The organism is Gilliamella sp. wkB108, assembly GCF_001690195.1.
Classification (GTDB): domain Bacteria; phylum Pseudomonadota; class Gammaproteobacteria; order Enterobacterales; family Orbaceae; genus Gilliamella; species Gilliamella apicola_L.
In genome coordinates this window covers 1-23,509 of sequence record NZ_LZGM01000089.1, presented here as the reverse complement: position 1 = coordinate 23,509, position 23,509 = coordinate 1, and the positions used below count along the sequence as shown (strand labels likewise).

23 protein-coding genes are annotated in these 23,509 nt (G+C 34.4%); 13 read left to right on the top strand and 10 right to left on the bottom strand.

All coding sequences use genetic code 11. The features are described from left to right. Positions 1 to 7: 7 nt before the first annotated feature. Genes A9G11_RS10300 through flgB form a run of 3 tightly spaced genes read right to left on the bottom strand, consistent with a single transcriptional unit; the run spans position 8 to position 1,561 of the window. The gene (locus A9G11_RS10300) at positions 8 to 727 is read right to left on the bottom strand and encodes a flagellar hook assembly protein FlgD (RefSeq protein WP_065619527.1); all 720 of its coding nucleotides are present in this window, start codon (positions 725 to 727) and stop codon (positions 8 to 10) included. A 13-nt stretch (positions 728 to 740) separates the two neighbouring features. Beyond that, on the bottom strand, positions 741 to 1,145 hold the full coding sequence (gene flgC / locus A9G11_RS10295) for a flagellar basal body rod protein FlgC (RefSeq protein ID WP_065619526.1): 405 nt from the start codon (positions 1,143 to 1,145) through the stop codon (positions 741 to 743). 5 nt (positions 1,146 to 1,150) lie between these two features. Next, entirely contained in the window at positions 1,151 to 1,561 is a 411-nt protein-coding gene (flgB, locus tag A9G11_RS10290; protein ID WP_065619525.1) for a flagellar basal body rod protein FlgB, read from the bottom strand. A gap of 154 nt (positions 1,562 to 1,715) precedes the next feature. Between flgB and flgA the strand changes: the two genes are divergently transcribed. From flgA to flhA, 5 genes are all read left to right on the top strand, one after another. Beyond that, entirely contained in the window at positions 1,716 to 2,372 is a 657-nt protein-coding gene (gene flgA / locus A9G11_RS10285) for a flagellar basal body P-ring formation chaperone FlgA (RefSeq protein WP_065619524.1), read from the top strand. Positions 2,373 to 2,455: 83 nt separating this feature from the next. Further along, positions 2,456 to 2,752: a flagellar biosynthesis anti-sigma factor FlgM gene (gene flgM / locus A9G11_RS10280; protein ID WP_065619523.1), complete on the top strand. Its 297-nt coding sequence runs from the start codon at positions 2,456 to 2,458 to the stop codon at positions 2,750 to 2,752. 24 nt (positions 2,753 to 2,776) lie between these two features. After that, the gene (locus tag A9G11_RS10275; protein ID WP_065619522.1) at positions 2,777 to 3,211 is read left to right on the top strand and encodes a flagella synthesis protein FlgN; all 435 of its coding nucleotides are present in this window, start codon (positions 2,777 to 2,779) and stop codon (positions 3,209 to 3,211) included. A gap of 144 nt (positions 3,212 to 3,355) precedes the next feature. Continuing rightward, positions 3,356 to 4,498, top strand: a complete 1,143-nt coding sequence (gene flhB / locus A9G11_RS10270; protein ID WP_065619521.1) for a flagellar biosynthesis protein FlhB — start codon at positions 3,356 to 3,358, stop codon at positions 4,496 to 4,498. Between the two features lie 4 nt (positions 4,499 to 4,502). Next, the gene (gene flhA, locus A9G11_RS10265; RefSeq protein WP_065619520.1) at positions 4,503 to 6,590 is read left to right on the top strand and encodes a flagellar biosynthesis protein FlhA; all 2,088 of its coding nucleotides are present in this window, start codon (positions 4,503 to 4,505) and stop codon (positions 6,588 to 6,590) included. Here flhA and A9G11_RS10260 read toward each other — a convergent pair. Both A9G11_RS10260 and A9G11_RS10255 read right to left on the bottom strand, forming a co-directional pair. Continuing rightward, a complete protein-coding gene (locus tag A9G11_RS10260) occupies positions 6,587 to 7,312 on the bottom strand; it encodes a DsbA family protein (RefSeq protein ID WP_065619519.1) in 726 nt (241 codons plus the stop codon). The two genes, flhA and A9G11_RS10260, sit on opposite strands and share 4 nt — an antisense overlap. A 415-nt stretch (positions 7,313 to 7,727) precedes the next feature. Next, on the bottom strand, positions 7,728 to 8,363 hold the full coding sequence (locus tag A9G11_RS10255; RefSeq protein WP_065619518.1) for an NAD(P)-dependent oxidoreductase: 636 nt from the start codon (positions 8,361 to 8,363) through the stop codon (positions 7,728 to 7,730). 190 nt (positions 8,364 to 8,553) lie between these two features. On the opposite strand from A9G11_RS10255, the gene A9G11_RS10250 reads away from it, so the two are divergent. Beyond that, entirely contained in the window at positions 8,554 to 8,883 is a 330-nt protein-coding gene (locus A9G11_RS10250) for a winged helix-turn-helix transcriptional regulator (protein ID WP_065619517.1), read from the top strand. 115 nt (positions 8,884 to 8,998) lie between these two features. Here A9G11_RS10250 and A9G11_RS10245 read toward each other — a convergent pair whose 3' ends face one another. Then, positions 8,999 to 9,520, bottom strand: coding sequence for a hypothetical protein (locus A9G11_RS10245; RefSeq protein ID WP_065619516.1), 522 nt, complete (start codon positions 9,518 to 9,520; stop codon positions 8,999 to 9,001). Positions 9,521 to 9,930: 410 nt separating this feature from the next. Between A9G11_RS10245 and treR the strand changes: the two genes are divergently transcribed. The 3 genes from treR (at position 9,931) to treC (ending at position 14,253) form a co-directional block, all read left to right on the top strand. Then, positions 9,931 to 10,893: a trehalose operon repressor TreR gene (treR, locus tag A9G11_RS10240; protein WP_065619536.1), complete on the top strand. Its 963-nt coding sequence runs from the start codon at positions 9,931 to 9,933 to the stop codon at positions 10,891 to 10,893. 182 nt (positions 10,894 to 11,075) lie between these two features. Continuing rightward, on the top strand, positions 11,076 to 12,503 hold the full coding sequence (gene treB / locus A9G11_RS10235; RefSeq protein WP_065619515.1) for a PTS trehalose transporter subunit IIBC: 1,428 nt from the start codon (positions 11,076 to 11,078) through the stop codon (positions 12,501 to 12,503). A 76-nt stretch (positions 12,504 to 12,579) separates the two neighbouring features. Then, entirely contained in the window at positions 12,580 to 14,253 is a 1,674-nt protein-coding gene (treC, locus tag A9G11_RS10230; protein WP_065619514.1) for an alpha,alpha-phosphotrehalase, read from the top strand. A 145-nt stretch (positions 14,254 to 14,398) separates the two neighbouring features. On the opposite strand, the gene A9G11_RS10225 is transcribed toward treC, so the two are convergent. Both A9G11_RS10225 and A9G11_RS10220 read right to left on the bottom strand, forming a co-directional pair. Continuing rightward, positions 14,399 to 15,547 (bottom strand): AAA family ATPase, encoded by a 1,149-nt coding sequence (locus A9G11_RS10225; protein ID WP_065619513.1) that lies wholly within the window; start codon positions 15,545 to 15,547, stop codon positions 14,399 to 14,401. Positions 15,548 to 15,550: 3 nt separating this feature from the next. Then, entirely contained in the window at positions 15,551 to 16,405 is an 855-nt protein-coding gene (locus A9G11_RS10220; RefSeq protein WP_065619512.1) for an RNA ligase family protein, read from the bottom strand. Positions 16,406 to 16,778: 373 nt separating this feature from the next. On the opposite strand from A9G11_RS10220, the gene A9G11_RS10210 reads away from it, so the two are divergent. Further along, positions 16,779 to 18,176, top strand: coding sequence for an RtcB family protein (locus A9G11_RS10210; RefSeq protein ID WP_065619510.1), 1,398 nt, complete (start codon positions 16,779 to 16,781; stop codon positions 18,174 to 18,176). A gap of 452 nt (positions 18,177 to 18,628) precedes the next feature. On the opposite strand, the gene A9G11_RS10205 is transcribed toward A9G11_RS10210, so the two are convergent. Then, positions 18,629 to 19,324: a hypothetical protein gene (locus A9G11_RS10205; protein ID WP_065619509.1), complete on the bottom strand. Its 696-nt coding sequence runs from the start codon at positions 19,322 to 19,324 to the stop codon at positions 18,629 to 18,631. Between the two features lie 254 nt (positions 19,325 to 19,578). On the opposite strand from A9G11_RS10205, the gene A9G11_RS10200 reads away from it, so the two are divergent. The 3 genes from A9G11_RS10200 to A9G11_RS10190 all read left to right on the top strand — a co-directional run bounded on the left by A9G11_RS10200 (position 19,579) and on the right by A9G11_RS10190 (position 21,730). Further along, complete coding sequence (locus A9G11_RS10200) at positions 19,579 to 20,019, top strand: hypothetical protein (RefSeq protein ID WP_065619508.1); 441 nt, start codon at positions 19,579 to 19,581, stop codon at positions 20,017 to 20,019. 252 nt (positions 20,020 to 20,271) lie between these two features. Continuing rightward, positions 20,272 to 20,967, top strand: a complete 696-nt coding sequence (locus A9G11_RS10195; RefSeq protein ID WP_081298528.1) for a JAB domain-containing protein — start codon at positions 20,272 to 20,274, stop codon at positions 20,965 to 20,967. A 1-nt stretch (position 20,968) separates the two neighbouring features. Then, the gene (locus tag A9G11_RS10190; protein ID WP_065619507.1) at positions 20,969 to 21,730 is read left to right on the top strand and encodes a hypothetical protein; all 762 of its coding nucleotides are present in this window, start codon (positions 20,969 to 20,971) and stop codon (positions 21,728 to 21,730) included. A 91-nt stretch (positions 21,731 to 21,821) separates the two neighbouring features. Here A9G11_RS10190 and A9G11_RS10185 read toward each other — a convergent pair. After that, on the bottom strand, positions 21,822 to 23,509 hold a 1,688-nt coding region (locus A9G11_RS10185), incomplete at its 5' end, for an ATP-binding protein (RefSeq protein ID WP_065619506.1).

The following is a 23,509-nucleotide window of genomic DNA, read 5'->3' as shown; positions in this document are numbered from 1 at the left end:
ATCTCCTTTAAAGAATTTGACGTACTTCGTCAATACTTATTGAGCCAAGTACTCCTAAATCAAGTAATACCTTATTATTAACTTTACTATTAATTACACCATATACTACTGAATAGGCTAATGATGTAGATGATACTTTCTGCCCATCATAACTAGCGTTAACCGTAAACGTATAACTACCGTCAGGGGCTACGGTACCGTCATTAAGTATCCCATCCCAAGTAAATGAACTGACCCCAGCAGGAATCGAACCGAGATCGACCTCTCGCACCACATTGCCATTTTCATCCTGAATAGTAATAATGACCGAATCAGCATCACGGACTAATTCAAATCCAAATGGTGTTGTGATAGTTTCAGCTTCGGCATCCGTACCCTCTTGTTCAGCTGTCGCAACTAAAATTTTATTACCAGGGACCATGACACCTTTACCAATCATATTGCTGGCGTTTACCGATAAACTATCGTCAATTTGCCCTGAAACCATACCTAATGTAGTATTAAGTCTTTCAATACCCGCTAATGTATTGATTTGGGCTAACTGAGAAGTTAATTGGCTATTATCCATTGGGTTAGTCGGATCTTGGTTTTTCATTTGTGCAATTAATAACGTCAAAAAATTATCTTGTAACTCTTTGCTAGAATTTCCGTCCGATGATGCCTTTTGAGTCGTTTTTGGACTTTTTATCTCAGAAAATTCTGAAACTGGCACATTAGCAACACCCATAAAATCCTCCTGATTATTGTCCTAATGTTAATGTTTTTAACATTAAACTTTTTACGGTGTTGATCACTTCTACATTCGCCTGATAACTTCGTGATGCTGAAATGGTATTGACCATTTCGGCTACTACATCAACATTTGGTTTTTGAATGTAACCTCTTTCATCAGCCAATGGGTGATTAGGTTCATAAACTAAATTCATAGGAGAAGGATCTTCAATAACTTGTGCAACTTTAACGCCTGCCACACTATTTTGGTAACCATTATCATCCACTTGAAAGATAACCTGCTTAGCTCGATAAGCCTCACCAGAAGTACTTGTTACGCTATCAGCATTAGCTAAATTACTCGCACTGACATTCATTCGTTGCGTCTGTGCCATTAATGCCGAACCCGAAATTGCAAAAATAGAAAAGCTCATTATGATTATCCTTGCTGTAATACCGACATCACATTTTTAAATTGTTCGCCTAAAAATGTTAAATTACTTTGGTAGTGAATACTGTTATCAATAAAAGCGGTACGTTCTTGATCCATTTCCACCGTATTGCCATCTGCCGCAACTTGATAAGGAATTCGGTAAAGTAGATTTTGATTACTGGTTATTTGACTTGTTGTCTGAATATGACGATTTGAAGTGATATTAAGTTTGACATTATTAACGCTATTTTCTTTTTTAAGTGCTTTAATTAATTCAGCATTAAAATCAATATCTCGTGCTTGATAATTAGGTGTATCACTATTGGCAATATTTGCTGATAGTATTTTTTGTCGTTGATCACGTATATTTAATGCTTGTTGATGAAAATTAATCAGTGTATCTAATTTGTCTAACATAAAATCATCTCACTTTTTGGGATAGTTAGGATTTTAAGTTAATCAAAAAAAAATCATCGTATAAATAACGACAAAAATTGTCCTTATTTCAACATTCAATCAATTTACTCATACAGTAGAATCCTTTTACAAATAATCTTAAAAACAGGTAAACATGACTACTATCGTAAGATTAACGATATTAATTTGTATGCTAGCTGGTTGGAATCAAGCTATGGCTAACTCACTTGACGAGCAAATTCATCATTTAATCTCTCAACAATTTACCCAAAAAATAGATGATGTAACTATTACTTATACAGCCCCTAAACCTAAATTGAGTTGCGATAACCCTATATTAACGATACTTAATAAGAAAAAAATATCGGGCAATGTAACCATTAGCGCAAAATGTGAAAATAAAACAAAATTTATACAGTTAAATGTGACTGTAATAGGCAGCTATATTGTTGCCAATCAGACGATTAGTGCAGGTACAGTCATTACAGATCAACATATTCGCTTACAATCAGGTCGGCTTGATACATTACCGGCTACCGTTATATTAGATAAACAACAAGTAATTAATCATATTGCTTTACGTAATATTAATCGTGAAGAACCGATAAAAACTGCCATGCTACAAAAAAATTGGTATGTTAAAGCCGGACAAATGGTTAAAGTGATTATTAACGGTGAAGGTTATCAAATCGTTACTAATGGCAAAACTCTTAATAATGCAATATTAGATGATCGTATTAATGTCAGGCTTAATTCGGGTAATGTTCTTGAAGGTACGGTGACCAATCAAGGTGTATTAATTTTTCAATAAATAAAATTAATGATTTTGCAATTTTTGCCGATAATTAAACTAAGCATATCATTTTAAATCATAAATTAGATCAAAGGAATTTTATGAGTATCGAAGCCACAAAATCAGTGACCACAATCGCAAGCTTACCTAATCGAAACGTGATAAGTGAACAAAAAAAACAAGCTTCACCGGCGCCGGCAAAAAATAACGCAAATATCGGTTCTAATGTAAGTTTAAGTCAAAAAACAATGACGTTATTACAGTCTAGTGAAAATGATATTAACCTTGAGAAAATTACACAAATAAAACAAGCTATTTCAGATGGTAAATTAGTGATTAATTCTCATAAAATTGCAGATGAACTAATTAATCAAATACTTCAAAACATTGAAAAATAATTCAGAGTTGAAAGGGAATAATTAATGTTAGAACTGGATAGTACTTTAAAAAAAATAACAGCAATGTTACAAGCGCTTTCAGAAATTTTACAGAGCGAACAACAACTATTGATCGAAAACAGTTTAATTAGTCAATTAAATGAAATCATAAATAAAAAAAATCAATTGCTGATCCAATTAAAATTACTTGATGAAAGACGAATATCAATAAGTAAACAATATAATATTCAATCACCTTATAACGAAGATCCAATACTGGCGACACAGTGGCAATCAATAACCGATACGACTAAATTATTGGCAAAAATAAATCGAGATAACGGTTTAATTATCCAAAATCGCATGGATAAAACTCAACAAGCAATTAATCATTTAAAAAATCTAAATAATCCGGTGATTTATACAAATAATGGTTATCAACAAGCAGAAATTATTTCATCTAAACGAGCTAAAGTTTAATTAATATTGGTATAAGTCTGTTATTAACGAGATAAATACCCCTTAAAATATCGTCTTTTCTCGCCAATAACTTTTAAGAGTTAAGTTCATACTGTCAAGTATGATAAACCTTAATTACACCGTATAATTTTATTTAATCCCATCATGGCTAACGATAGTGATGTAGATAAAAGTGAACGCCCCTCCGATAGCAAAATAAAAAAAGCTAGAGAAAAGGGTCAAATTCCGCGCTCGCGAGAGTTAACTTCATTGGTGCTTTTACTGATAGGTTTCACTCTGTTTTGGTTTATGGGCGCTAATTTAGTTTCCAACTTAATAACAATTATACAATCAGCTATGCGTGTTTCACCTAGAATAGGTGATGATAAGGCAATTATCTTTAATTTGGTTAATTTTGTTACCACTGGTTTTTGGTCTATTTTCCCCTTTTTTTTCGGGTTAGTTATTATCGCTATCATTGCCCCTTTATGTATTGGTGGACTTTTATTTAGTCTGCAATCAATCAAACCAAATTTTAAAAAATTAAACCCTATCAGTGGTTTTTCAAGAATGTTTAGTACCAGAATTTTTGCCGAATTATTAAAAAGCGTACTCAAAGTTGTTCTTATTTCTTCAGTGGTTTTAGTTTTCCTAATTAACCATTTTTCCAGTCTACTCTCATTACCTAACATGTATTTCAATAATGCATTAGCCAAAACAATGCAACTGCTCATTGTTTGTGGAATCTTAAGTGTTATGTCATTAATTCCCATGGTTGGTTTTGATATTTTTTATCAAATATGGAGTAATTTTAAAAAATTAAAAATGACTAAACAGGAAGTAAAAGATGAATTTAAAGAGCAGGAAGGAAATCCGCAAATCAAAGGTCGTATTCGTCAAATGCAACAAGCAATTGCAAGGCGACGGATGATGAAAGACGTGACTAAAGCAAACGTGATTATAACCAATCCAACCCATTATGCTGTAGCTTTACAATATGATGAAAAAACCATGATTGCCCCTAAATTATTGGCAAAAGGAACCAATAAAATAGCGCTACGCATTAAAGAAATCGCCAATGAACATAATATTCCACAATTAGAAGCACCACCGCTAGCACGTGCTTTATATCGGCATGGCGAAATAGGTGAAACCATTCCGACAGAATTATATACCGCTGTTGCACAAATTTTAGCTTGGGTATATCAATTAAAACATTGGTATAAACATGGCGGAGATAAACCTATAACACCGAGCAATTTACCAATACCTGAATCATTATCTGAAATAAATAAAGGCAATAACTGATCTTATGTTTAAATCCAAATTACTCACATTACTATCAATTAATACCTTAAAAAAAGGCCATTATCAGATTCTAGCTGGCCCAATGCTTATTCTATTAATTTTATCAATGATGGTACTGCCTTTACCGGCATTTATTTTGGATCTGTTTTTTACCTTTAATATTGCCTTATCGATTATTATTTTAATTGTGGCGCTATTTACCAAACGCGTGCTTGATTTTGCCGCGTTTCCTACTGTTTTATTGTTTGCCACTTTATTACGCTTATCTTTGAATGTAGCTTCTACTCGCGTTGTATTACTCAAAGGCCATACGGGTAGTGATGCTGCTGGTCGGGTGATTGAAGCATTTGGTCACTTTCTTGTCGGTGGGAACTTTGCCATAGGTATTGTAGTATTTATTATTTTAGTCATTATTAACTTTATGGTAATCACCAAAGGGGCAGGAAGAATAGCGGAAGTTGGCGCACGTTTTGCTTTAGATGGAATGCCGGGCAAACAAATGGCGATTGATGCTGATCTTAATGCGGGTCTAATTGGCGAAGATGAAGCTAAAGCTCGCCGAGCAGAAGTCACACAAGAAGCTGATTTTTATGGTTCAATGGATGGAGCAAGTAAATTTGTACGCGGAGATGCAATTGCTGGATTACTAATAATGGCCATTACCATTATTGGTGGATTATTAGTTGGTGTGGTGCAACATGGCATGGCATTATCAGATGCCAGTCAAACTTACGTTTTACTCACTATTGGCGATGGCTTAGTTGCGCAAATTCCATCTTTGATTATTTCAACGGCAGCAGGCGTTATAGTTACTCGCGTAACCTCTCAAGACAACATCAGTGAGCAAATGCTCAGTCAGTTATTTAATAATCCGCAAGTATTAATCTTAACGGCAGTAGTTATCGGTTTACTTGGTCTAATTCCGGGCATGCCAAATTTAGTTTTTTTAACTTTTACCGCTATTTTAGCACTATTATCCTGGTGGCTAACTAAACAGAAGAAAATCGAAGAAAAATCAACGACTAAACCAGCTAATATACAAGCAACGACACCTGCCAACATTGAAGCAACTTGGTCAGATGTGAATATTGAAGATATATTAGCGATGGAAGTGGGATACGGACTTATTCCAATGGTGGATCAAACACAAAATGGTGAATTACTAGGTAGAATACGTAGTTTACGTAAAAAATTTGCTCAAACACTGGGATTTTTACCTCCTCAGGTTCACATTCGTGATAATCTCTCATTAGCACCTTATCAATATAAACTGTTTATTAAAGGTGGGGAAATCGGTAAGGGTGAAATTATCAATAACAAATGGTTAGCCATTAATCCCGGTAATGTTACAGAAGTCATTGAAGGTATTCCAACTACCGAACCTGCCTTTGGTTTACCGGCAATATGGATAGATGAAAGTGATAAAGAACATGCGCAAATATTAGGTTATACCGTGGTTGATACAAGTACCATGATTGCAACGCATTTTAACCATTTACTGCAACAATTTGCCAGTGATCTACTAGGTCGTTTAGAAACACAAGAGTTACTCGATCGCATTAAACAAGAGATCCCTAAATTAGTCGAGGACTTTATTCCGGGCGTCGTCACATTAACCACTTTTCATAAAATACTGCAAAATTTGATTGCTGAAAAGGTTTCAATACGCGATATGCGAACTATCATTGAAACCATATGTGAGCATGCACCCGTACAAAATGATCCTTATCAATTACTGAGTATTGTTAGGATCGCGCTAGGTAGAGTGATTACACAACAGTGGTTTCCGGGAACAGAGGCAATTAATGTAATAGGTTTAAATAGCAACTTAGAACGTTTATTGCTACAGGCTTTACAAAATACCAGTAATTTGGAACCTGGTTTAGCTGAACACATTATTCAACAAGTTAAACAAGCGCTCAATCAACAAGATGCGATCGGCGCTCCACCAGTATTGTTAGTTAATCACACATTAAGACCGATGTTATCACAATTTTTACGGCACGCTTTCCCACAATTAGTAGTATTGTCAAACTTAGAAATTAGCGATAACCGAGAGATCAAAATGACCTCTCAAATTGGCGCTGATTAATGAGTATTATCAGGTTGTATCTTTGTCTTAACGTTAGGATCTAAATTGAAAAGAAATCCTGCAACCCGAGCATAATCTTTAACAAATGCTTCATCAGAAGTATTATCAAGCTCTTGTGGATTAATGAAAAATCTACCATTGACGATAATAGTAGGAATAGAAACAGGTTTCAGTTCATTGAACGCATCAATTTGATGTGCCATATAAGCTTTAACTAAAAAACTATCTTTAGTTTTGTCATATTCTTGAGGATTAATACCTAAAGTGGCAAATACAGCTTTAATATCATCAACAGATTTTATTTTACGATCTTTTTGTACAGCTTTATAAAGTGCATCTGATACTTTATCCTGAATATTAAGAACATTAGCTACAGCCCATGCTTGAGATAATTCCATTGCCAATGGTCCAAAATTTACCAAATGGTAACGTTTGACTTTTATTCCTTCTGGCAACGCTTTTTCTATAACCTGCGATGCGTGAAATTCTGTTTCAAACATATAACAACTAGGACAATTAAAGGAAAAAAATTCAATGACTTCTTTCTCTGGTGATGGCTGTGTCGGTAATACAGTATATTGCTTGTCAATTTCAATTGGTGCCAATGTTGTAACCTGAGTTGTTGATTGTGAAGCCGTTGAAGTTGATGGGGCTGCTTTTTCAACTGCAAAACAACTTACTGAAAATAATAATGCACTTAAAGCAATAAACGTCTTTTTCATATATTTTATTTATCCTACTCTTTTGATAATTCCACTTATTTTTAAATAATAAATTAAAATTTCGTTACCGAAGTCTTTTAATTTATCGTCATAATTAGGCTCGTGAGCTAATTTTACTCGAAATTATTATAAATTAAGAGCAAAATCTTTTTTCTGAACGACTGGCATTAACTTTATTAATCAATCTATACAAATGATATTAAATAATAATAGTTTTAACAATTTGATTAATAATAATTTTTAATATAAAGATTAGCTATGATAACAAGTTCTTCTTCCCTAAATCGTCCTTTGGGGACAGCAGTTATATAAAAGATACTAAAATTTGCAATACTATTTTTAAAGATTTAAACAGTCGCCTTACATTATGAAGAATGTTAATCACTCATAATGTAAGGGAATTTTTAAGTTGTATTTACTCACTTACAACAGTAAATCGTTGTTTGATATGTTTAGCTTTTTCAGCTTCATCAATTACAGCAATGGCATAATCGGCATAACTAATTTGACTCTTACCTTTACTGTTCATTAATACTTGTTCTCCACCAGTAACATAACGTCCTGTTCTTTCTCCTTCTGCATTAAATTCAATGGCAGGACTCAAATAGGTCCATTGCACATCATCACATTTTTTGAGTTCATCTAACGCTTTAGCCATATTAGTGGCTAATGGTTTAAACTCTTCCGGGAAGTCAGGAGAATCAGCCAAACGAAGGGTATGTTCTGGGTTAATATATAAGCTACCCGCTCCACCCACAACAAACAGACGATTAGGTTTATTACTTAATATATCGGTTAGATGTTTTAAACTTGTTTGGTGCAAGGGTAAAGACTCAAGAGCCCAAGTTCCAAAAGCATCAACGATCACATCAAAAGATTTTAAATCATCATAAGTTAATTGAAATAGATCTTTTACCAATATTTTAGCTTTAGGAATAACATTTTGGCTAGGTTTGCGTACTATCGCAGTAACGTCATGACCACGTAAAAGCGCTTCTTTTACGATTAATGTCCCTGCTTTACCATTTGCACCTATTACAGCAATTTTCATCTTTTACCCCTTTAGTATTGTTTAAATTAAAAGTCTATTCCCTTCCAAGAAAGGTGTTTATGTAGATATATCAATCACAATTTGTGATATTTTTAGCTTAATACCATAGGTTTCTATTGTAAAGTAGGTACTAAATAGTAATATAGTTACCATTAAGAAACTATTATTGAATTTTAAGGAATAATCAAAAATGCAATTGAATAAAATCTTACCTCGTTGTCCGGTTGAAACAACATTAATGTTAATGGGTGACAAATGGAAAGTATTAATTGTGCGTGACTTATTAACCGGAACTAAACGTTTTGGTGAGTTAAAGAGATCATTAGAAGGCATATCACAAAAGGTCTTAACACAACACCTAAGAGCGATGGAAAAAAATGGTTTAATTAGTCGAAAAATATATGCAGAAGTTCCACCAAAGGTTGAATATACATTAACAGAACTAGGAGAAAGCTTAAAACAAGTTCATGATGCAATGTTAAAGTGGGGAGAAACTTATAAATTAAGAAATGGAGAATAAAGCAAAAGTAATACTTAAATTATCGGGTTAATTAACTAACTTATCACAATTACCAAAATCATCTCAAATTCGACAAGAGTGGGTAAATGGTTATCCACTCTTAAGTTAAATAGGGTTAATAATCAAATTTTTCACAGCCAAAATAAAACTCACCTGGTTTTGATTCTTCATTACGACCGATGATGACAGTATTTGGGTACGGATTTTCAACGGTAACAGGCTCTGCATATTTATAATATTCGCCGATATCTGCCCATAAAAGCATCTCTTGTAAATTTTCAGGTATTGGTTTGGCACCAATAGATTTAGCAAACGCATCCATGTCACCTTTAGCGGTGGCAAAAAAGTATGAACCACTATCACCCTCATATCGGACACGGGAAACAGTAACATTCAAAATTTGAAGCGGTTTTGCAAAATGATATTCCAGTTCAATCAGCTCTTCATCTAAATTTTTTACTTCAATATTTTGTTCATTAAGCGATTTAACGACTTCTGGCTTACGAGCATCAATTGCCTCTGCTTGACATAATAATGCCGCTTCAAATTGTGACGCAACTGTCGCAGGGTCTGAAGCATACCCCGAAGAACTAAAAATAAGTAGTGAACTACCTAGCAATTTATATACTGTTTTCATCTATTTCCCTTATAAAGCAATGAATTAAATCCATTCATATTTAGTAAGTTATATCAAATTCCTTAATCACAAAATGCTAGTCAAACTTACCGTTTTAATAATCTATCTTACTAACATTAGAATAAACGATACATGTTTAAAGCTAGATTAACATCACATTTTAAATAAATAATTTTTTTTACCAACCAAAAATTACGCTAAACTACGTTAATACTTATTTTTTCAATTATGCGTTATAAATTATATCATTAGCTTACGTACCATCGATTTAACGCAAGACAATAAAACCATCAAAGCTGATTTATTAGCTTTATTGTCTGACTATAATCCCGCATAACCAAGATGAATATCGCTATTTTTTGGAATCTATATTAGTATGATTAAATTGATTTTGATTCAGTGAAATGATTATGAGTAAGTCATCAAGCAACTTAACAATTAAAGATATTGCCAAGCTTAGTGGTGTGAGTAAATCGACTGTTTCACGCGTTATTAATCATGATCCAATGGTTAAAGATATCACTCGTGATAAGGTGATGTCTATTATTGAACAATATCAATTTACGCCTTCTAAATCAGCTAGAGCCATGCGTGGATATGGTAACAAAGTGATTGGTATTATTGTTACCCGCCTTGATTCAATGTCAGAAAATCAAGCTGTTCGAAGTATGCTACCCATTTTTTATGGGCGTGGTTATGATCCTATTATTATCGAAAGTCAGTTTAGTGCCGATAAAGTGAAAGAACATCTGTCCATGTTAAAAGAAAAGCAAGCCGACGGCGTAATTATTTTTGCTTTTACGGGGCTTGATAGTTCGTTACTCTCATTTTGGCAAAATAAGAGTGTAATAATGGCACGGTCATTTTCAAATTATACTTGCATTTGTTACGATGATATCGGTGCAGTCACCGCCGTACTTAATCACTTATACTTCTCACAACAGCATAAAGAAATTGGTTTTATTGGCATCAATCAGCAAGACCAAACCACTGGCGCATTACGTTATCAAACCTATTTAGATTTTTGTAGACATCATCAAATAATGCCAAATGCTTGTTTAGGTAATTTAAGTTATCATTCAGGTTATCTGCTAGCTGAATCAATATTGCAACAATCACCTACCGCTATCGTCTGTGCCACTGATGCTATCGCTCTTGGCTTGAATAAATACTTACATGAAAAACAGATTAATCACATTGTTGTTGCTAGTATTGGACACAGTGAACTGCTTAATTTTCTATTTCCAAAAACGCTCTTTGTTGAACTTGGTTTTGATAAAGCGGGAATTTGTGCTGCTCAAGAATTGCTCAGTATGTTAAAAAATGAAAGCTCAATTAAAGCTATCACGGTTCCTTGTCAGTTAATCAATTAACAGAAGCTGTAACGTGTCAATATCATAATTCGTTATATCAAAAATTGTGAATTTAATCACAAAAAGGGAACGTTCCCATTTATTATTGGTTGAATTCGATCTATGCTAAGCAATTATATAAAATAGCCACATTATTGATAACGGTAAAAGGCTTAAATTTTAATTAAAAAGGAACATTTGTTATGGCTACAAATTCCAAAATAGCAACAGAATCAATAGATAACTTGATTAAGTTTATTGGTGGAAAAGAAAATATTGCCAGTGTTACCCACTGTTTAACCCGGTTAAGGTTTGCCTTGGTCGATCCCAAGATAGCTAACGTCAAAGCCATAGAAGAATTACCCTTTGTAAAAGGGTGTTTTAATAATGCCGGGCAATTTCAAGTCATCATCGGTACTGATGTGGATAGCTATTATAAATTGTTAATTGCGCAATTGAACTTTGATGAAGCGACAAAAGAACAAACTAAAGCCGCAGCTAAACAGAATATGTCACTTTTTGAACGATTAATTTCAAACCTAGCCGAAATTTTTGTACCATTATTACCGGCTTTAATCGCTGGTGGTTTATTACTAGGTTTACGTAATATTATCGGTGACATGCCAACAATTGACAATAAACCACTTACTCATACTTATGCTTGGCTAGTACCCATTCATAGTTTTCTTTGGTTACCTTGCGAAGCGATTTTCAACTTTTTACCGGTAGCTATATGCTGGTCTACAGTCAAAAAAATGGGCGGTTCCCCTGTGTTAGGGATTGTTTTAGGGATAACATTGGTTTCCCCACAATTGATGAGTGCTTATGATCTAGGGAAAATGATTCCCGAAGTATGGGATTTTGGTTGGTTTAGTATCCAAAAAGTCGGTTATCAAGCTCAAGTCATTCCTTCAATTTTTGCTGGTTTAGCATTGGGATGGATCGAAACACGTTTACGCAAAATTGTACCTGATTATCTTAACTTGGTGATTGTGCCAATTGTAGCACTACTGCTTTCAGTCTTTTTAGCTCATTTCCTATTAGGTCCTTTGGGTCGTATGTTAGGTAATGGAATTGCTTCGATTGTTAAATATTTAATGACGGGGGATTATGCCTTTATTGGTTCCGCTATTTTTGGTTTCTTCTATTCACCACTCGTTATCACCGGCATTCACCATACTACCCTTGCTATTGACTTACAGATGACCGAAAGTATGGGCGGAACGCCTATTTGGCCAATTATTGCCCTATCCAATATTGCTCAAGCATCAGCCGTTATCGGCATTATTTTAGTTAGTAAAAAACATAATGAGCGCGAAGTTTCAGTTCCTGCTGCCATATCGGCCTATTTAGGTGTAACCGAGCCTGCCATGTATTGCATCAATTTACGTTATAAATTCCCGATGTTATGCGCCATGATCGGTGCAGCTTTAGCTGGATTAATTTGTGGTTTATTTGGTGTGTTATCTAATGGTATTGGCGTTGGTGGTTTACCGGGCATTTTATCAATTAAGCCTGTTTATTGGTCAATCTATGCGTTGGCTATGATTGTAGCCATTGCCGTACCAATTGTTTTAACATCGATTGTTTACAAAATAAAACTGAAAAAAGGCACCTTAGAGATTCGTTAAATAGGACTAAATAACAATAACCGTTTATATCATTGAACGGTTAACCCAATGGCTAACTAACAACAAAGAGTAAAATATGAATAACATCGATATTCCTTGGTGGCAAAATGGAACCATCTATCAAATCTATCCAAAAAGCTTTCAAGCCAGTGACATGGGATCTACCGGCGACTTGTTAGGCATTATTAGCCGATTGGATTATCTAAAAAAATTGGGGATCTGCGCCATTTGGTTAACCCCTATTTATCCATCTCCACAGATCGATAATGGTTATGATGTTTCCGATTATTATGATATCGATCCTGCATACGGCACCATGCGCGATTTTGAATTACTGATTCAACAAGCGCATGAACGTGGTATCCGCATTATGATGGATATGGTGCTTAATCATACTTCTACCGAACATCCGTGGTTTAAATCAGCTTTAGATAAGTCTAATCCTTACCGATCTTTTTATATTTGGAAGGATGCGAAAGCTGACGGTAGTGAACCCAATAACTGGCGTTCAAAATTTGGTGGTAAAGCGTGGCAGTGGCACGAACCTTCAGGTCAATACTATTTACATTTATTTGCTAAGCAACAAGCTGATCTAAACTGGGAAAATCCAACTGTTCGAAATGAGCTTAAAAAAGTGTGTCAATTTTGGGCGGATAAAGGGGTTGATGCTTTAAGAATGGATGTGGTTAATTTAATCTCTAAACAACAAGATTTTCCTGATGATATCAATGGTGATGGTAGGCAATTTTATGCCGATGGCCCAAGAGTACATGAATTTTTACAAGAAATTAGCCGTGATGTCTTTAAACCGAACCATCTGATAACCGTTGGAGAAATGTCATCAACCACCCTTGAACACTGTCAAAAATATGCTAGCTTAGACGGTAAAGAACTGACCATGACATTCAATTTTCATCACCTAAAAGTAGACTATCCAAATGGTGATAAATGGACACTGGCCAAACCGGATCTGATTGAACTTAAAAAAATCATGGGGTATTGGCAAAATGGCATGCATAATAAAGCTTGGAATGCGATTTTCTGGTGTAACCATGATCAGCCACGTATTGTCTCTCGTCTTGGTAATGAAGGCCAATATCACACTCAATCTGCCAAAATGCTCGCCATGTTACTCTATGGCTTACAAGGCACGCCTTATCTTTATCAAGGTGAAGAGATCGGCATGACAAATCCGCATTTTAGTGATATTTCGCAATATCGCGATGTAGAAAGTATCAATGCTTATCAAGAAAAAATTGCCGAAGGCATGCCTAAAGCAGAAATATTGGCTATTTTAGCTAGCAAATCTCGCGATAATAGCCGAACCCCGATGCAATGGGATAGCTCCGCCAATGCCGGCTTTACCAAAGGTAAACCATGGATTGAAGTGTCAACTAATTACCAGCAAATCAATGTAGAATCAGCGCTTAAAGATCCCAATTCAATATTTTACTGCTATCAAACTTTGATTAGGTTGCGCAAAGAGTATCCAATTTTTATTTTTGGTGATTATCAAGACCTCACCCCGGATATTGCTGATTATTGGTGCTATCTCCGCAGTTGGAACAATCAAAAATTACTGGTGATAATCAACCTGACCGATAAAGCCGTTAAATGGCAATTACCGCAAGCATTACAAACAAGTAATTGGCAAAGATTGTTAAGTAATTACCAAAATCAAACAGCGATCGAAGAGGAAATAATATTAAAGCCTTACGAGGCGATGTATGTACTACAAAAAGATAAATAAGGTTGACACTGGTATCGATAACAACCATATTGACTCAATAATAAGAAGATTGAAGTATTTTGTTCAAGTTTGCTGTTTAGATAGATAGCAAATAATCAATATCTAAAAACATTTGATTAATATAATAAACAGTAAAGGGCGATATTTATTCGCCCTGATTAATGATATAGCTAATTTGATTCGCTTCTGTTTGTTGTGGGATTTCCCATTTATTGAACATTGACTGAAGCTTTTTATTAGTTAAACTTGTATCTCGTTTAGTATTCCGACGATAAAGTTCTTTTTCGGGTTGTTCAATGTACACAATTTTCACATTGGCATGATAAGCATACAATAAATCTAAAGCCTTTTGACGTATATCGTGTGATAAGTGCGTCGCATTCCAAACAAAATCTTGTTTAGCGCCTAACCACTGTTTAACTTGCTTTAATACATATTGAATAACCTTTCCTTCATTTTCACCGTGCTTTAATTTAAGCGCAATTCTTGCATCATCATAAGATGCAACAGGTAATAATGGATAATGCTCACTTACCCAAGTATTTTTACCCGCAGCGGGTAAGCCTGCCATCATAATCACATTCGCGCCACTTTGCGGATACAACGTATAATCGGGCAATACATTCGCACCACGAAAATACTGAACGCGAGTATAATCATCAGCAAAAATTCTTGGTTGATGTAGACACCCTTCTTCCTGAGCAAATTGTTTGAATAATTCTACTTCATCCAACAGTCTATTATTATCAGCACAAATTCGCCCTTGTATATCTGCTTTCGCTTGCATACAAAGCATCCAAATTGGTAATTGCCAAGATAACCGATGCACTAAAAACGCTGGCGTCATATTTTTTTTGAGTTCAGCTAAGGCAAAAAAAGGAACTTGGTGCTCACAAATAATGCGACAGATCTGTTCTCTTAATACAAATGGCACCCCCATTCGCCACAGAAGCACTCGGCTACGAATTTCGCCTTTTTTTGCATGCCGTGGTTGACTTATTTTACCCGTTACTGAATCAATTACGGTTGTTTCTGGTTTGGCAATATCATGCAATAACGCGGTCATAAATAACACAAACTGTTCATCTTCAGTTAGCTGTGAAAATTCTGTTTGGCTTATTAACGCCCTTAATACCATTTGGGTATGCGTCCACACATCACCTTCACCATGATAAAGCGGATCTTGTGGCGTGGTTGTAAGCGCGTTAAGTTCAGGAATAACCGTTAACCATTGGTTAAAATCATCTTGTGCTATACTGTGTACAACAAGTTGTTTTACATCTTGATAATTCATACGTTATTCCCTTATATTTAATTTATTCCAATTAACTATCAATGTAGGCGAGTAAATATCAGCCCCACTGGTTAATTGATTTGGAATAAATGGCTGATCAGCATGATGCTGACCCGCGTCCAAAATTGCTTGTACAAAATCTTGCCTAACCCATTTTAGTCGCCCAACTGTATGTTCATCTGTTTCTATTTTGAGGTATAACCCTTCCATCAAATCAGATTTATCGCATTGTTTCCATGCTTTAGTTAGATCGAGTTTTTCTCGTTGGATAATTTGCTCAAAACAGCTTTTCCATGTGGTACTTTTAGCTAAAGAGTAGGTCACTAATGCCAGTAAATCACTCTGTTTGGCTGGCGCGATGCCTGCATATAAAACAGGAACCGATAATATCGGGCCGTCAACTAATAAAGCATGTCGCGCTTGAGTCGATAAAAAACAGTGTTGTTGCCGATCCCAAATATCGAACTCACAAAAATAGTGGGGTAAAGCATCATAAAAAACTGAGTGCTTTTTATGTAACCATTCACCATACATAATATAGCGATCTTGTAAATGATCTAACAACCAATGTTCATGTGCTTTTGCCCAGTGCTTTAATAAGTTGAACTGGCGTTCTCGCCCACCACCCATTAAGTAGTGTCCCCTTGATTGCAGTAACAATTCACCGCCAGCAGAAAAGCTAATTGCACAGTTTGCCCCATCAAGTTTTTCTTCAACCACAATATATTGATTCGCTAACTGTTTATAAGCTAACTGACCTTGTTCGCTATCGCCCGGTTGCAAACGAGAACCTTGTAAATGTGGTGTTCGTGGGTATTTAATTAATTGTAAATTTTGAGTATATAATCCCGTTGTCATAATGTTTTCTCCATAAGAAATAAAGGAAAACCGACAAGGTAAAGAAATCTATAGATTGAGAGGAATTAAGCATGCTTAATAAACATAAGCATAAAAGAAATATAGAAGATCACCGTGTCGGCGTTAAGATAAAAAGTAAGTTACAGGCATTTTGCCACCTCATTGAAAGTTATATGTTTAAAAAATCGGCGTCATTATTATGGGTTGGTTATAAATTGTCAAGTTTAAAGTTAACGAGATTAACTATTACTTTACAAATAAATAATCACCATATAAAATGCGCCAGCTTTCCTGAATAGTGCTGCTGCAGGAAAACAGTAATTATCTTCTCAATTTGAGGAGACAGCTTTTTATTGTTTTCTAGGTGGCGATTATGTCTACATTTACCCGTTTACAAAAACGTTTATCCCGACTCGGGATTGAAAGTCATTTTAATAATGATGTTTATACTTTAAATAAAGAAAATACAACAGCTCAGGTTTTATTACCTAACCCTTTACCATTAGAGGAAAAAGCCGTTGAACAACTACTGAATTTTGCTTCAGTTAACATGCCCAATAGTCAAGGTAAAGTCTGCGCAGCAAGGGCTACGCCGGATTTTCATCCCGGTGCAATTGCGCCAGTTGGCAGTATTGTTGCAACAACGCCAGATTTAATTATCCCTGCGGCAATTGGTACTGATATTAATTGTGGTATGCGACTTTTTACTACTGGTTTAAGCTATGAGCAAGTTAGTGAACAAAAAGCTTCAATTATAGCGAATTTAAAATCGGTATTATTGCAAGATGAACGTGATGTGCCTGTTACCCCAACCTCTTTTCAAGCTTTATTTGATGAAGGTATTGCGGCATGGATAACAGCATTACCACAGCAAGGCTTATGGAATAACGTTAATTATGCACGATTACGAACAGAGATCGATAAAATATCTGGTCATCAATTAATTACAGCCGATAGCAAATATGCACCCGAGGCCTTTTTTGAAAAGCGGGACATTATCCGCCCGGCAAGCTTAGGTACAGTGGGTTCCGGTAACCATTTTGTTGAGTTACAAATTGTTGATGAAATCTTAGATCGACATTTAGCTTATCAAATGGGATTACACAAGGATGCAATTGTGGTGATGATCCATACCGGTTCGCGTGATGTCGGTTTTTATATTGGTAAACGCTGGCAAGATAAAGCCAAAGCGTTATGGCCAGCAGACCACAAATATCCGCAATCAGGTCTATTTGGTTTAGCGGATGATAATGCTGAAAATTATTTACAAGCAATGGGCGTTGCAGCACGTTATGCTTGGATTAATCGGATTGTGATTACCGAATTAATACGTAAATCGTTATCAACTCTCTTTCATCAAGATAATAGCCAATTAATAGTTGATATTTCGCATAATATTATTTTACCGGAGCAAGGTATGCATATTCATCGTAAAGGGGCAACGCCAGCTTACGCGGATCAAATCGCTTTAATTCCCGGTTCTATGGGCGATTATTCTTATCTCGCAATGGGTAAAGGTAATCCCGATTGGTTATGGTCATGCTCGCATGGTGCTGGGCGGGCAGAAAGAAGGCAAACGATGCGTAACCAAAAAGCAGAATCAAATCAGGCTAAGTTACCATGGCAATGCATCACTTTAAAAGAAGAACGTATGCGCGAAGAAGCACCCGCAGCCTATAAACCCATTACCCCAGTAATTGAAGCACAAGAAAATGCGGATATGATTCAATCGGTTGTAAAACTCAAACCTTGGATCACATTTAAGTGTTAATGTAATTGATAACAACAGCACCGGCCAAAGCCAGTGCTGTTATTTAGATATGCCTAATTGAATACCTTATCAAAAAATAATAGATAAAAATGGTATCTTATCTATTAATAATCTTCATCAATATTTATAAGCCATTGAGATAAGCACTTAAAACATAATCATTCAGCAAACATTCTTGTTCTAAACGATTCGCTAAATAGAATTTGGATTGTCGTTTAACTAATAATCTCTCCAGCTATCAATTAACTTATTGTTTATTAATCGATTTATATATCATTCAAGATGATTTTATTATTGCGTTTTATTGATAAATAACACGCAATGAAAAACAAATACCTTAAAATCAAACTCTAAACGGTATAGACTCCTGAATAATTTTTACAACAGATTAATGATAAAGGTGACATGGCTTAATGTGTTAACCATCGGCAGGTAAAAACATTACTCCGATCTTAATGCCTATCTAACCAAATTTGCCGACAACGTTGGCGGCGCTTTACTCGGCAATAATTAGCCAACATGGAAAAGCCTTGTTGCTCCATTATCCACAGAAAATAGATCTGCCATTTAGATGCAGTGTCGGTATTAATCCCCAATTGCTGATTGATAGTTCTACAAGTCTCACCTTGTAGCAATAAATCAACAAAAGACAGCCACAATCCGCAATGAGATAATTCATTGAGCTGATATTTTTTTAGTGGATTAAACGTCCGTCGGCAGTTTCGGCAACGAAAGTTAAGGCGGTGACCAATCCGCACAGTACTGAGTGATCCACAATAATCGCAAGGCATAACCGATGTATTAAGTAGCTCCGTGAGCCATGATTTAAATGCTTGCGCTTGCTGGCTTACTCTTTCAGGCATGGTTTGCGCAAGATTGAGTACTGCTTGATAAAGTTCAGGTTCATGCTGTGCCAGTAATTGCCGAATAACATTATCACGCCTGCGAGCTGCTCGCGGTGACAGATCAAACTGAGTAGCAATAAAGCTGTGGGGCTGAGCGGTTAAGGTGAATGGGGCAATATCAATCAGTAACGAGGTAGGCCTAAGACGTCGACATAATGGACTGGTTGCAACTAACGCCGGCAATAGCAGTAAAAATCGTTCCGCAGCAGGATGTTGTTCAATAGGTAAAATAGCATGATACATCGTTACACTCCTTATAACGGTATAGACTCCTGAATAATTTTAACAAACACTATAACCTAAAAAGTGAACCGTTGGAATTTTTAGCGTACAATTAATCAGCAAATCGGCAAATTTTTAGTGAGCTAGCGATTTACCTATAAAACAGAAATCGATTTCATCATTTTGGCATAGAAATGGACTATATAAACTTGATTTTTGACCTAATTTTTTTGAAAAATAATCAAAAAGATAGAATATGATAAAAGGATAACACAATGAAAAAAATCAAGTTATTAATTATATTATTATTTAATTTTATAGGTGCCTATCTAAGTTATGAGTGGTGTTATCGGATGATTATCGCAAAACATCGCACGCCAGAATTATATTATTTGATATGTTATGGTTTGTGTTATTTTTGTTTTATTCTGATTTCAATCTTTCTTTTAAATAAAATAAAACGAGCAATAGATTTAGTAATTTGCGGCGTGCCAATTGGTATTATAATTCCCCCAATGCCACTTATTGTCTCAATATTAGTTATGGAAGATACTAAAAAAGTGGTTTTTAATCTAGATATTATTATGGGATTGTTGGGTATCACATCAGCAGTAACCCTCAACTTTATAATATATCCGACAATTTTATTATGTTGTCATTACTCGATTATTGCGATACAAAAAGTCAGAAGTAAAATGGCGTTGAAGCAAGAATAAATAGTGAACCTAACCAAATATAAAAACCCAATAGACTCACCGAGAATAATCCCCAAACCTTATCAACTAAAAACCCGTCTAACACTTTTTATATAAGTATGACTCATCAATTTATCATGTTGATATTAAATAATTTATGGTTATTAAACCAATAAATAGTTATTAACATCTATGATCCGTTTTGATTAACAACTGCCAAGCCTAAACAGAATATGCTATATTATTTTTCGAGCGATTTTATAAGGTAATAAAATGGATATTAAACTAACCAAGCACGACAAATGCTATATTGAAGGTACGGACGACGTGTACAGCATTATGCAACGCGTATTATTGCGTGAAAACAAGATCGACCAAGAAAAAGAACACCTTTGGATGATTGGTATGAATCAAGCTGGTTATATCCTGTATATTGAACTGATTGCACTTGGCACCTATAAATCGGTCGATGTTGAGCCGATGAATGTATTTCGTGTTGCGGTGATGAAAAACGCCTCACGCGTAATATTAGTCCATAATCATCCGTCAGGATCGCTGACACCGTCCGAAGCCGATAAAGATATCACCGATCGCCTCATTCAAGTCGGACGAATTTTAAATATCGACCTTGTCGACCACCTCATTATCACCCCTAAGACCTATATCAGCTTTCGCGGTACTAAGCTTATGGACGAGTTAGAAAAAAGCCTAAAATACGTCCCGACGTACCAAGTTATCGAACGCATCCGCAGGGAAGAAAAACTGATTGCTAAAGAAAAGTTGGCGGTAGCGAATGATAAAATTAAGGCGGAGAAAGACAAAACAAAAGCCGAAAAAGCACGTCGGGAAAAACTAGAACACGCAACAGCAAACGCATTGCTGAGTAAAGGGGTTTCGGTTGACGATATAGCTAAGATTTTGGGGATTACAACGAAGAAAGTTGAGGGGATTATCAGAAAAGGAGAATAATGTGATATCTTCAATTCAAGACATTGAACATGCAATGAATAGTTATGGTTTTTGGGGGATTCTTTTTGTCATATTATCAGTATTTAACTGGTTCTTTAAAAACCTATTTCCTTATCTTTTTCGAAAATCAAAACTTGAAAAACTAGATGAATATAAAGATAAATTTAAAGAATTAAATGGTTATAGCGAAAAAACATATGTTATCGATAAAATTATGGAAGAAGAATATGGACGTATTTTATTGAATGAGAGAGATATATCTAAACAGAAAATCATGATTTTTTTGCTAAATTATAATCTTTGTCGAACAATTAAAGAAGCTAAAAAATTTGCTAGATATTTAGTATTCAGAGAAACTCAAAAGTCCTTAGTATTTAATAAATCTGATTTTATAAAAAATTGTATTTTGGGATTGGGATTCTTTATTTTATACATAGGGTTATTTATATACTCTAAATTACAGTTTGAGATAGAGACCAATACCAATTTTGAAATAATTATTTGGCTTACAACATGTTTATTAAGTTATTTAGCAGCGGTATTATTCTTGATGATTTTTTGCCGAACAATAATAGATTCAAGTTCTACACGTAAATTAATTAAAAAAAATCCAAAAACCATTCAAAAGATTAGCTCTCGATTATCCGAATTAAATACTCAGGAAAGCATAAAAATAGAAAGAAAAAACCTCAAAGAAAAATCAACAGTTGAGCAGACTAAAAAAGTACGCCGAAAAAAATTAAAACATGCTAATGCAAATTAAAGGAGAGATATTAACTAGATTTTGAGTTGACAGTTAAACAAGTAAAAAAGAGTATTAACAACTCAAATCTCAGATTCTTAAATGTTATTATTCAATCTATAAAATCATTAAAAGATAACGTATTACTTTTTGGTTTATGCTTATTATCTAATTCAGTCACTCTTAATTTAAATGGCATCTGACTTAATACACCACTAAATATACATGTACCTCTTGGTAATGTTGGTATTGATTCTTCACTTACTTTATCAATATACGAAACCGCTTTTTGAATGGCATATAAATCATTTTGATTAATTAATCGGTGGATGAAATAGTTATGAGCTTGTGAAATAATTGTTGGGGATATGTCATTTGGTCTTTGACTTGAAATAGTAACAAATACACCAAATTTTCGACCTTCTTTAATAATTTCTTCAAATGTTTCTAAACGATAATCTTTCCAACTTTCTGACTCTCTATTTGATGTACTAGAAAGAATATTATGAGCTTCATCAATTATAAATGAAAGTGAGGATTTTTTATCTTCTTGTTTTTTATTGTTATAAGCCCATTTTGATATTAGTAATGGAAGTGTTTTTTTCATTGTGAGATTAACCATATTCAGATTAATGACAATAAAATTACTCTCTTCCCAAAATTCCTTTTCTCCCGAAGTATCAAAAATTTTTTTAATATCATTTTTATTGCTAATAAGTCTATTAATTACGGGGGAAACATGAGAGTGTTCTGATCGATTTGATATTATTTCTTGTATTAATTGCAAACAGCTAAATTTTAAAAAATTATCTAATAAATCAGATGGAAATGTAAACGATTTTGCACATGAATAAATATCCATTTTAGGAATGGAAGATTTATCGTCAATATAACCATCTCCATTTACGAAAAACCATTTTTTTTGATTGATGCTGGCATTAAATACAATATCACTTACAATTTCATCTTTATCAAATAACTGGCGATAAAGATCAATAATAGTATCTGCTTTTAATTTATCACTATTTAAAAAAGTTTTTTCTATATTATTTATAAGTATATTTCGAAAATAATTTAATGGGTTTTTTTCTTTATAAACAATATGATAAAGGCTCAATACTCTTTTTAAAAAAGGTTTTTGTGTTTTATCAGTTGCATCGGATAAGATAGATAGCATTTCATGTTCAAGTAACATTTCTTCTGGAATTGGTATTTTGTCGCCATTTACTATTTGTGTACTAAGATTAAAAACCTTTTTGTCGGGTGTAATACAATCTTTAGAAGTATATTCTCCATTAAAATCAAATAACAAAAATCGGCATTTATTTTGAAAATCATTTAGAATATTAGCTTTCAATTTTTCATAACCATTTTTATACAAAGCAGCTAAAGTATTTGATTTGCCACTACCTGTATTACCAAAAATAGCTATATGTGAATTTAATAACCCGTCAACAGGAATTGAAATATCAATATTTTCTAGGTCTGTTTTAGCAAAATTTATACTAATATCATTTTTAGTTGTTATAGCATGAATGCTTTGAATAATATTTTCAGTGACGATAAATGCTTCGTTACCAATCAGAGGAAATTCCCTTGTTCCACCTTCAAATTTTCCTTGATTATCAATGTATCCAAGTAGTGAGGTAGTTAAAAAACGAAGATAACGATTTGAACTTGAACCACCAGTATTATTTAAATCATTTTTTTTATCTTCTATAATTTTTTCTGATTCAATTTTTACGATTAAACTAAGAAAACCCTTTTTTATTTCAATAAAACTATTTACAGAAACATTTT

What these genes read in the sequence shown, in the direction of transcription:
- A9G11_RS10245 (WP_065619516.1), bottom strand. Translation starts at nt 9,520, where the DNA reads ATGAAAACAGTATATAAATTGCTAGGTAGTTCACTACTTATTTTTAGT.
- flgC (WP_065619526.1), bottom strand. Translation starts at nt 1,145, where the DNA reads ATGAGCTTTTCTATTTTTGCAATTTCGGGTTCGGCATTAATGGCACAG.
- A9G11_RS10300 (WP_065619527.1), bottom strand. Translation starts at nt 727, where the DNA reads ATGGGTGTTGCTAATGTGCCAGTTTCAGAATTTTCTGAGATAAAAAGT.
- treR (WP_065619536.1), top strand. Translation starts at nt 9,931, where the DNA reads ATGAGTAAGTCATCAAGCAACTTAACAATTAAAGATATTGCCAAGCTT.
- flhA (WP_065619520.1), top strand. Translation starts at nt 4,503, where the DNA reads ATGTTTAAATCCAAATTACTCACATTACTATCAATTAATACCTTAAAA.
- flgB (WP_065619525.1), bottom strand. Translation starts at nt 1,561, where the DNA reads ATGTTAGACAAATTAGATACACTGATTAATTTTCATCAACAAGCATTA.
- A9G11_RS10250 (WP_065619517.1), top strand. Translation starts at nt 8,554, where the DNA reads ATGCAATTGAATAAAATCTTACCTCGTTGTCCGGTTGAAACAACATTA.
- flgA (WP_065619524.1), top strand. Translation starts at nt 1,716, where the DNA reads ATGACTACTATCGTAAGATTAACGATATTAATTTGTATGCTAGCTGGT.
- A9G11_RS10200 (WP_065619508.1), top strand. Translation starts at nt 19,579, where the DNA reads ATGAAAAAAATCAAGTTATTAATTATATTATTATTTAATTTTATAGGT.
- flhB (WP_065619521.1), top strand. Translation starts at nt 3,356, where the DNA reads ATGGCTAACGATAGTGATGTAGATAAAAGTGAACGCCCCTCCGATAGC.
- A9G11_RS10255 (WP_065619518.1), bottom strand. Translation starts at nt 8,363, where the DNA reads ATGAAAATTGCTGTAATAGGTGCAAATGGTAAAGCAGGGACATTAATC.
- A9G11_RS10205 (WP_065619509.1), bottom strand. Translation starts at nt 19,324, where the DNA reads ATGTATCATGCTATTTTACCTATTGAACAACATCCTGCTGCGGAACGA.
- A9G11_RS10220 (WP_065619512.1), bottom strand. Translation starts at nt 16,405, where the DNA reads ATGACAACGGGATTATATACTCAAAATTTACAATTAATTAAATACCCA.
- A9G11_RS10195 (WP_081298528.1), top strand. Translation starts at nt 20,272, where the DNA reads ATGGATATTAAACTAACCAAGCACGACAAATGCTATATTGAAGGTACG.
- A9G11_RS10260 (WP_065619519.1), bottom strand. Translation starts at nt 7,312, where the DNA reads ATGAAAAAGACGTTTATTGCTTTAAGTGCATTATTATTTTCAGTAAGT.
- treB (WP_065619515.1), top strand. Translation starts at nt 11,076, where the DNA reads ATGGCTACAAATTCCAAAATAGCAACAGAATCAATAGATAACTTGATT.
- A9G11_RS10210 (WP_065619510.1), top strand. Translation starts at nt 16,779, where the DNA reads ATGTCTACATTTACCCGTTTACAAAAACGTTTATCCCGACTCGGGATT.
- A9G11_RS10275 (WP_065619522.1), top strand. Translation starts at nt 2,777, where the DNA reads ATGTTAGAACTGGATAGTACTTTAAAAAAAATAACAGCAATGTTACAA.
- A9G11_RS10225 (WP_065619513.1), bottom strand. Translation starts at nt 15,547, where the DNA reads ATGAATTATCAAGATGTAAAACAACTTGTTGTACACAGTATAGCACAA.
- treC (WP_065619514.1), top strand. Translation starts at nt 12,580, where the DNA reads ATGAATAACATCGATATTCCTTGGTGGCAAAATGGAACCATCTATCAA.
- flgM (WP_065619523.1), top strand. Translation starts at nt 2,456, where the DNA reads ATGAGTATCGAAGCCACAAAATCAGTGACCACAATCGCAAGCTTACCT.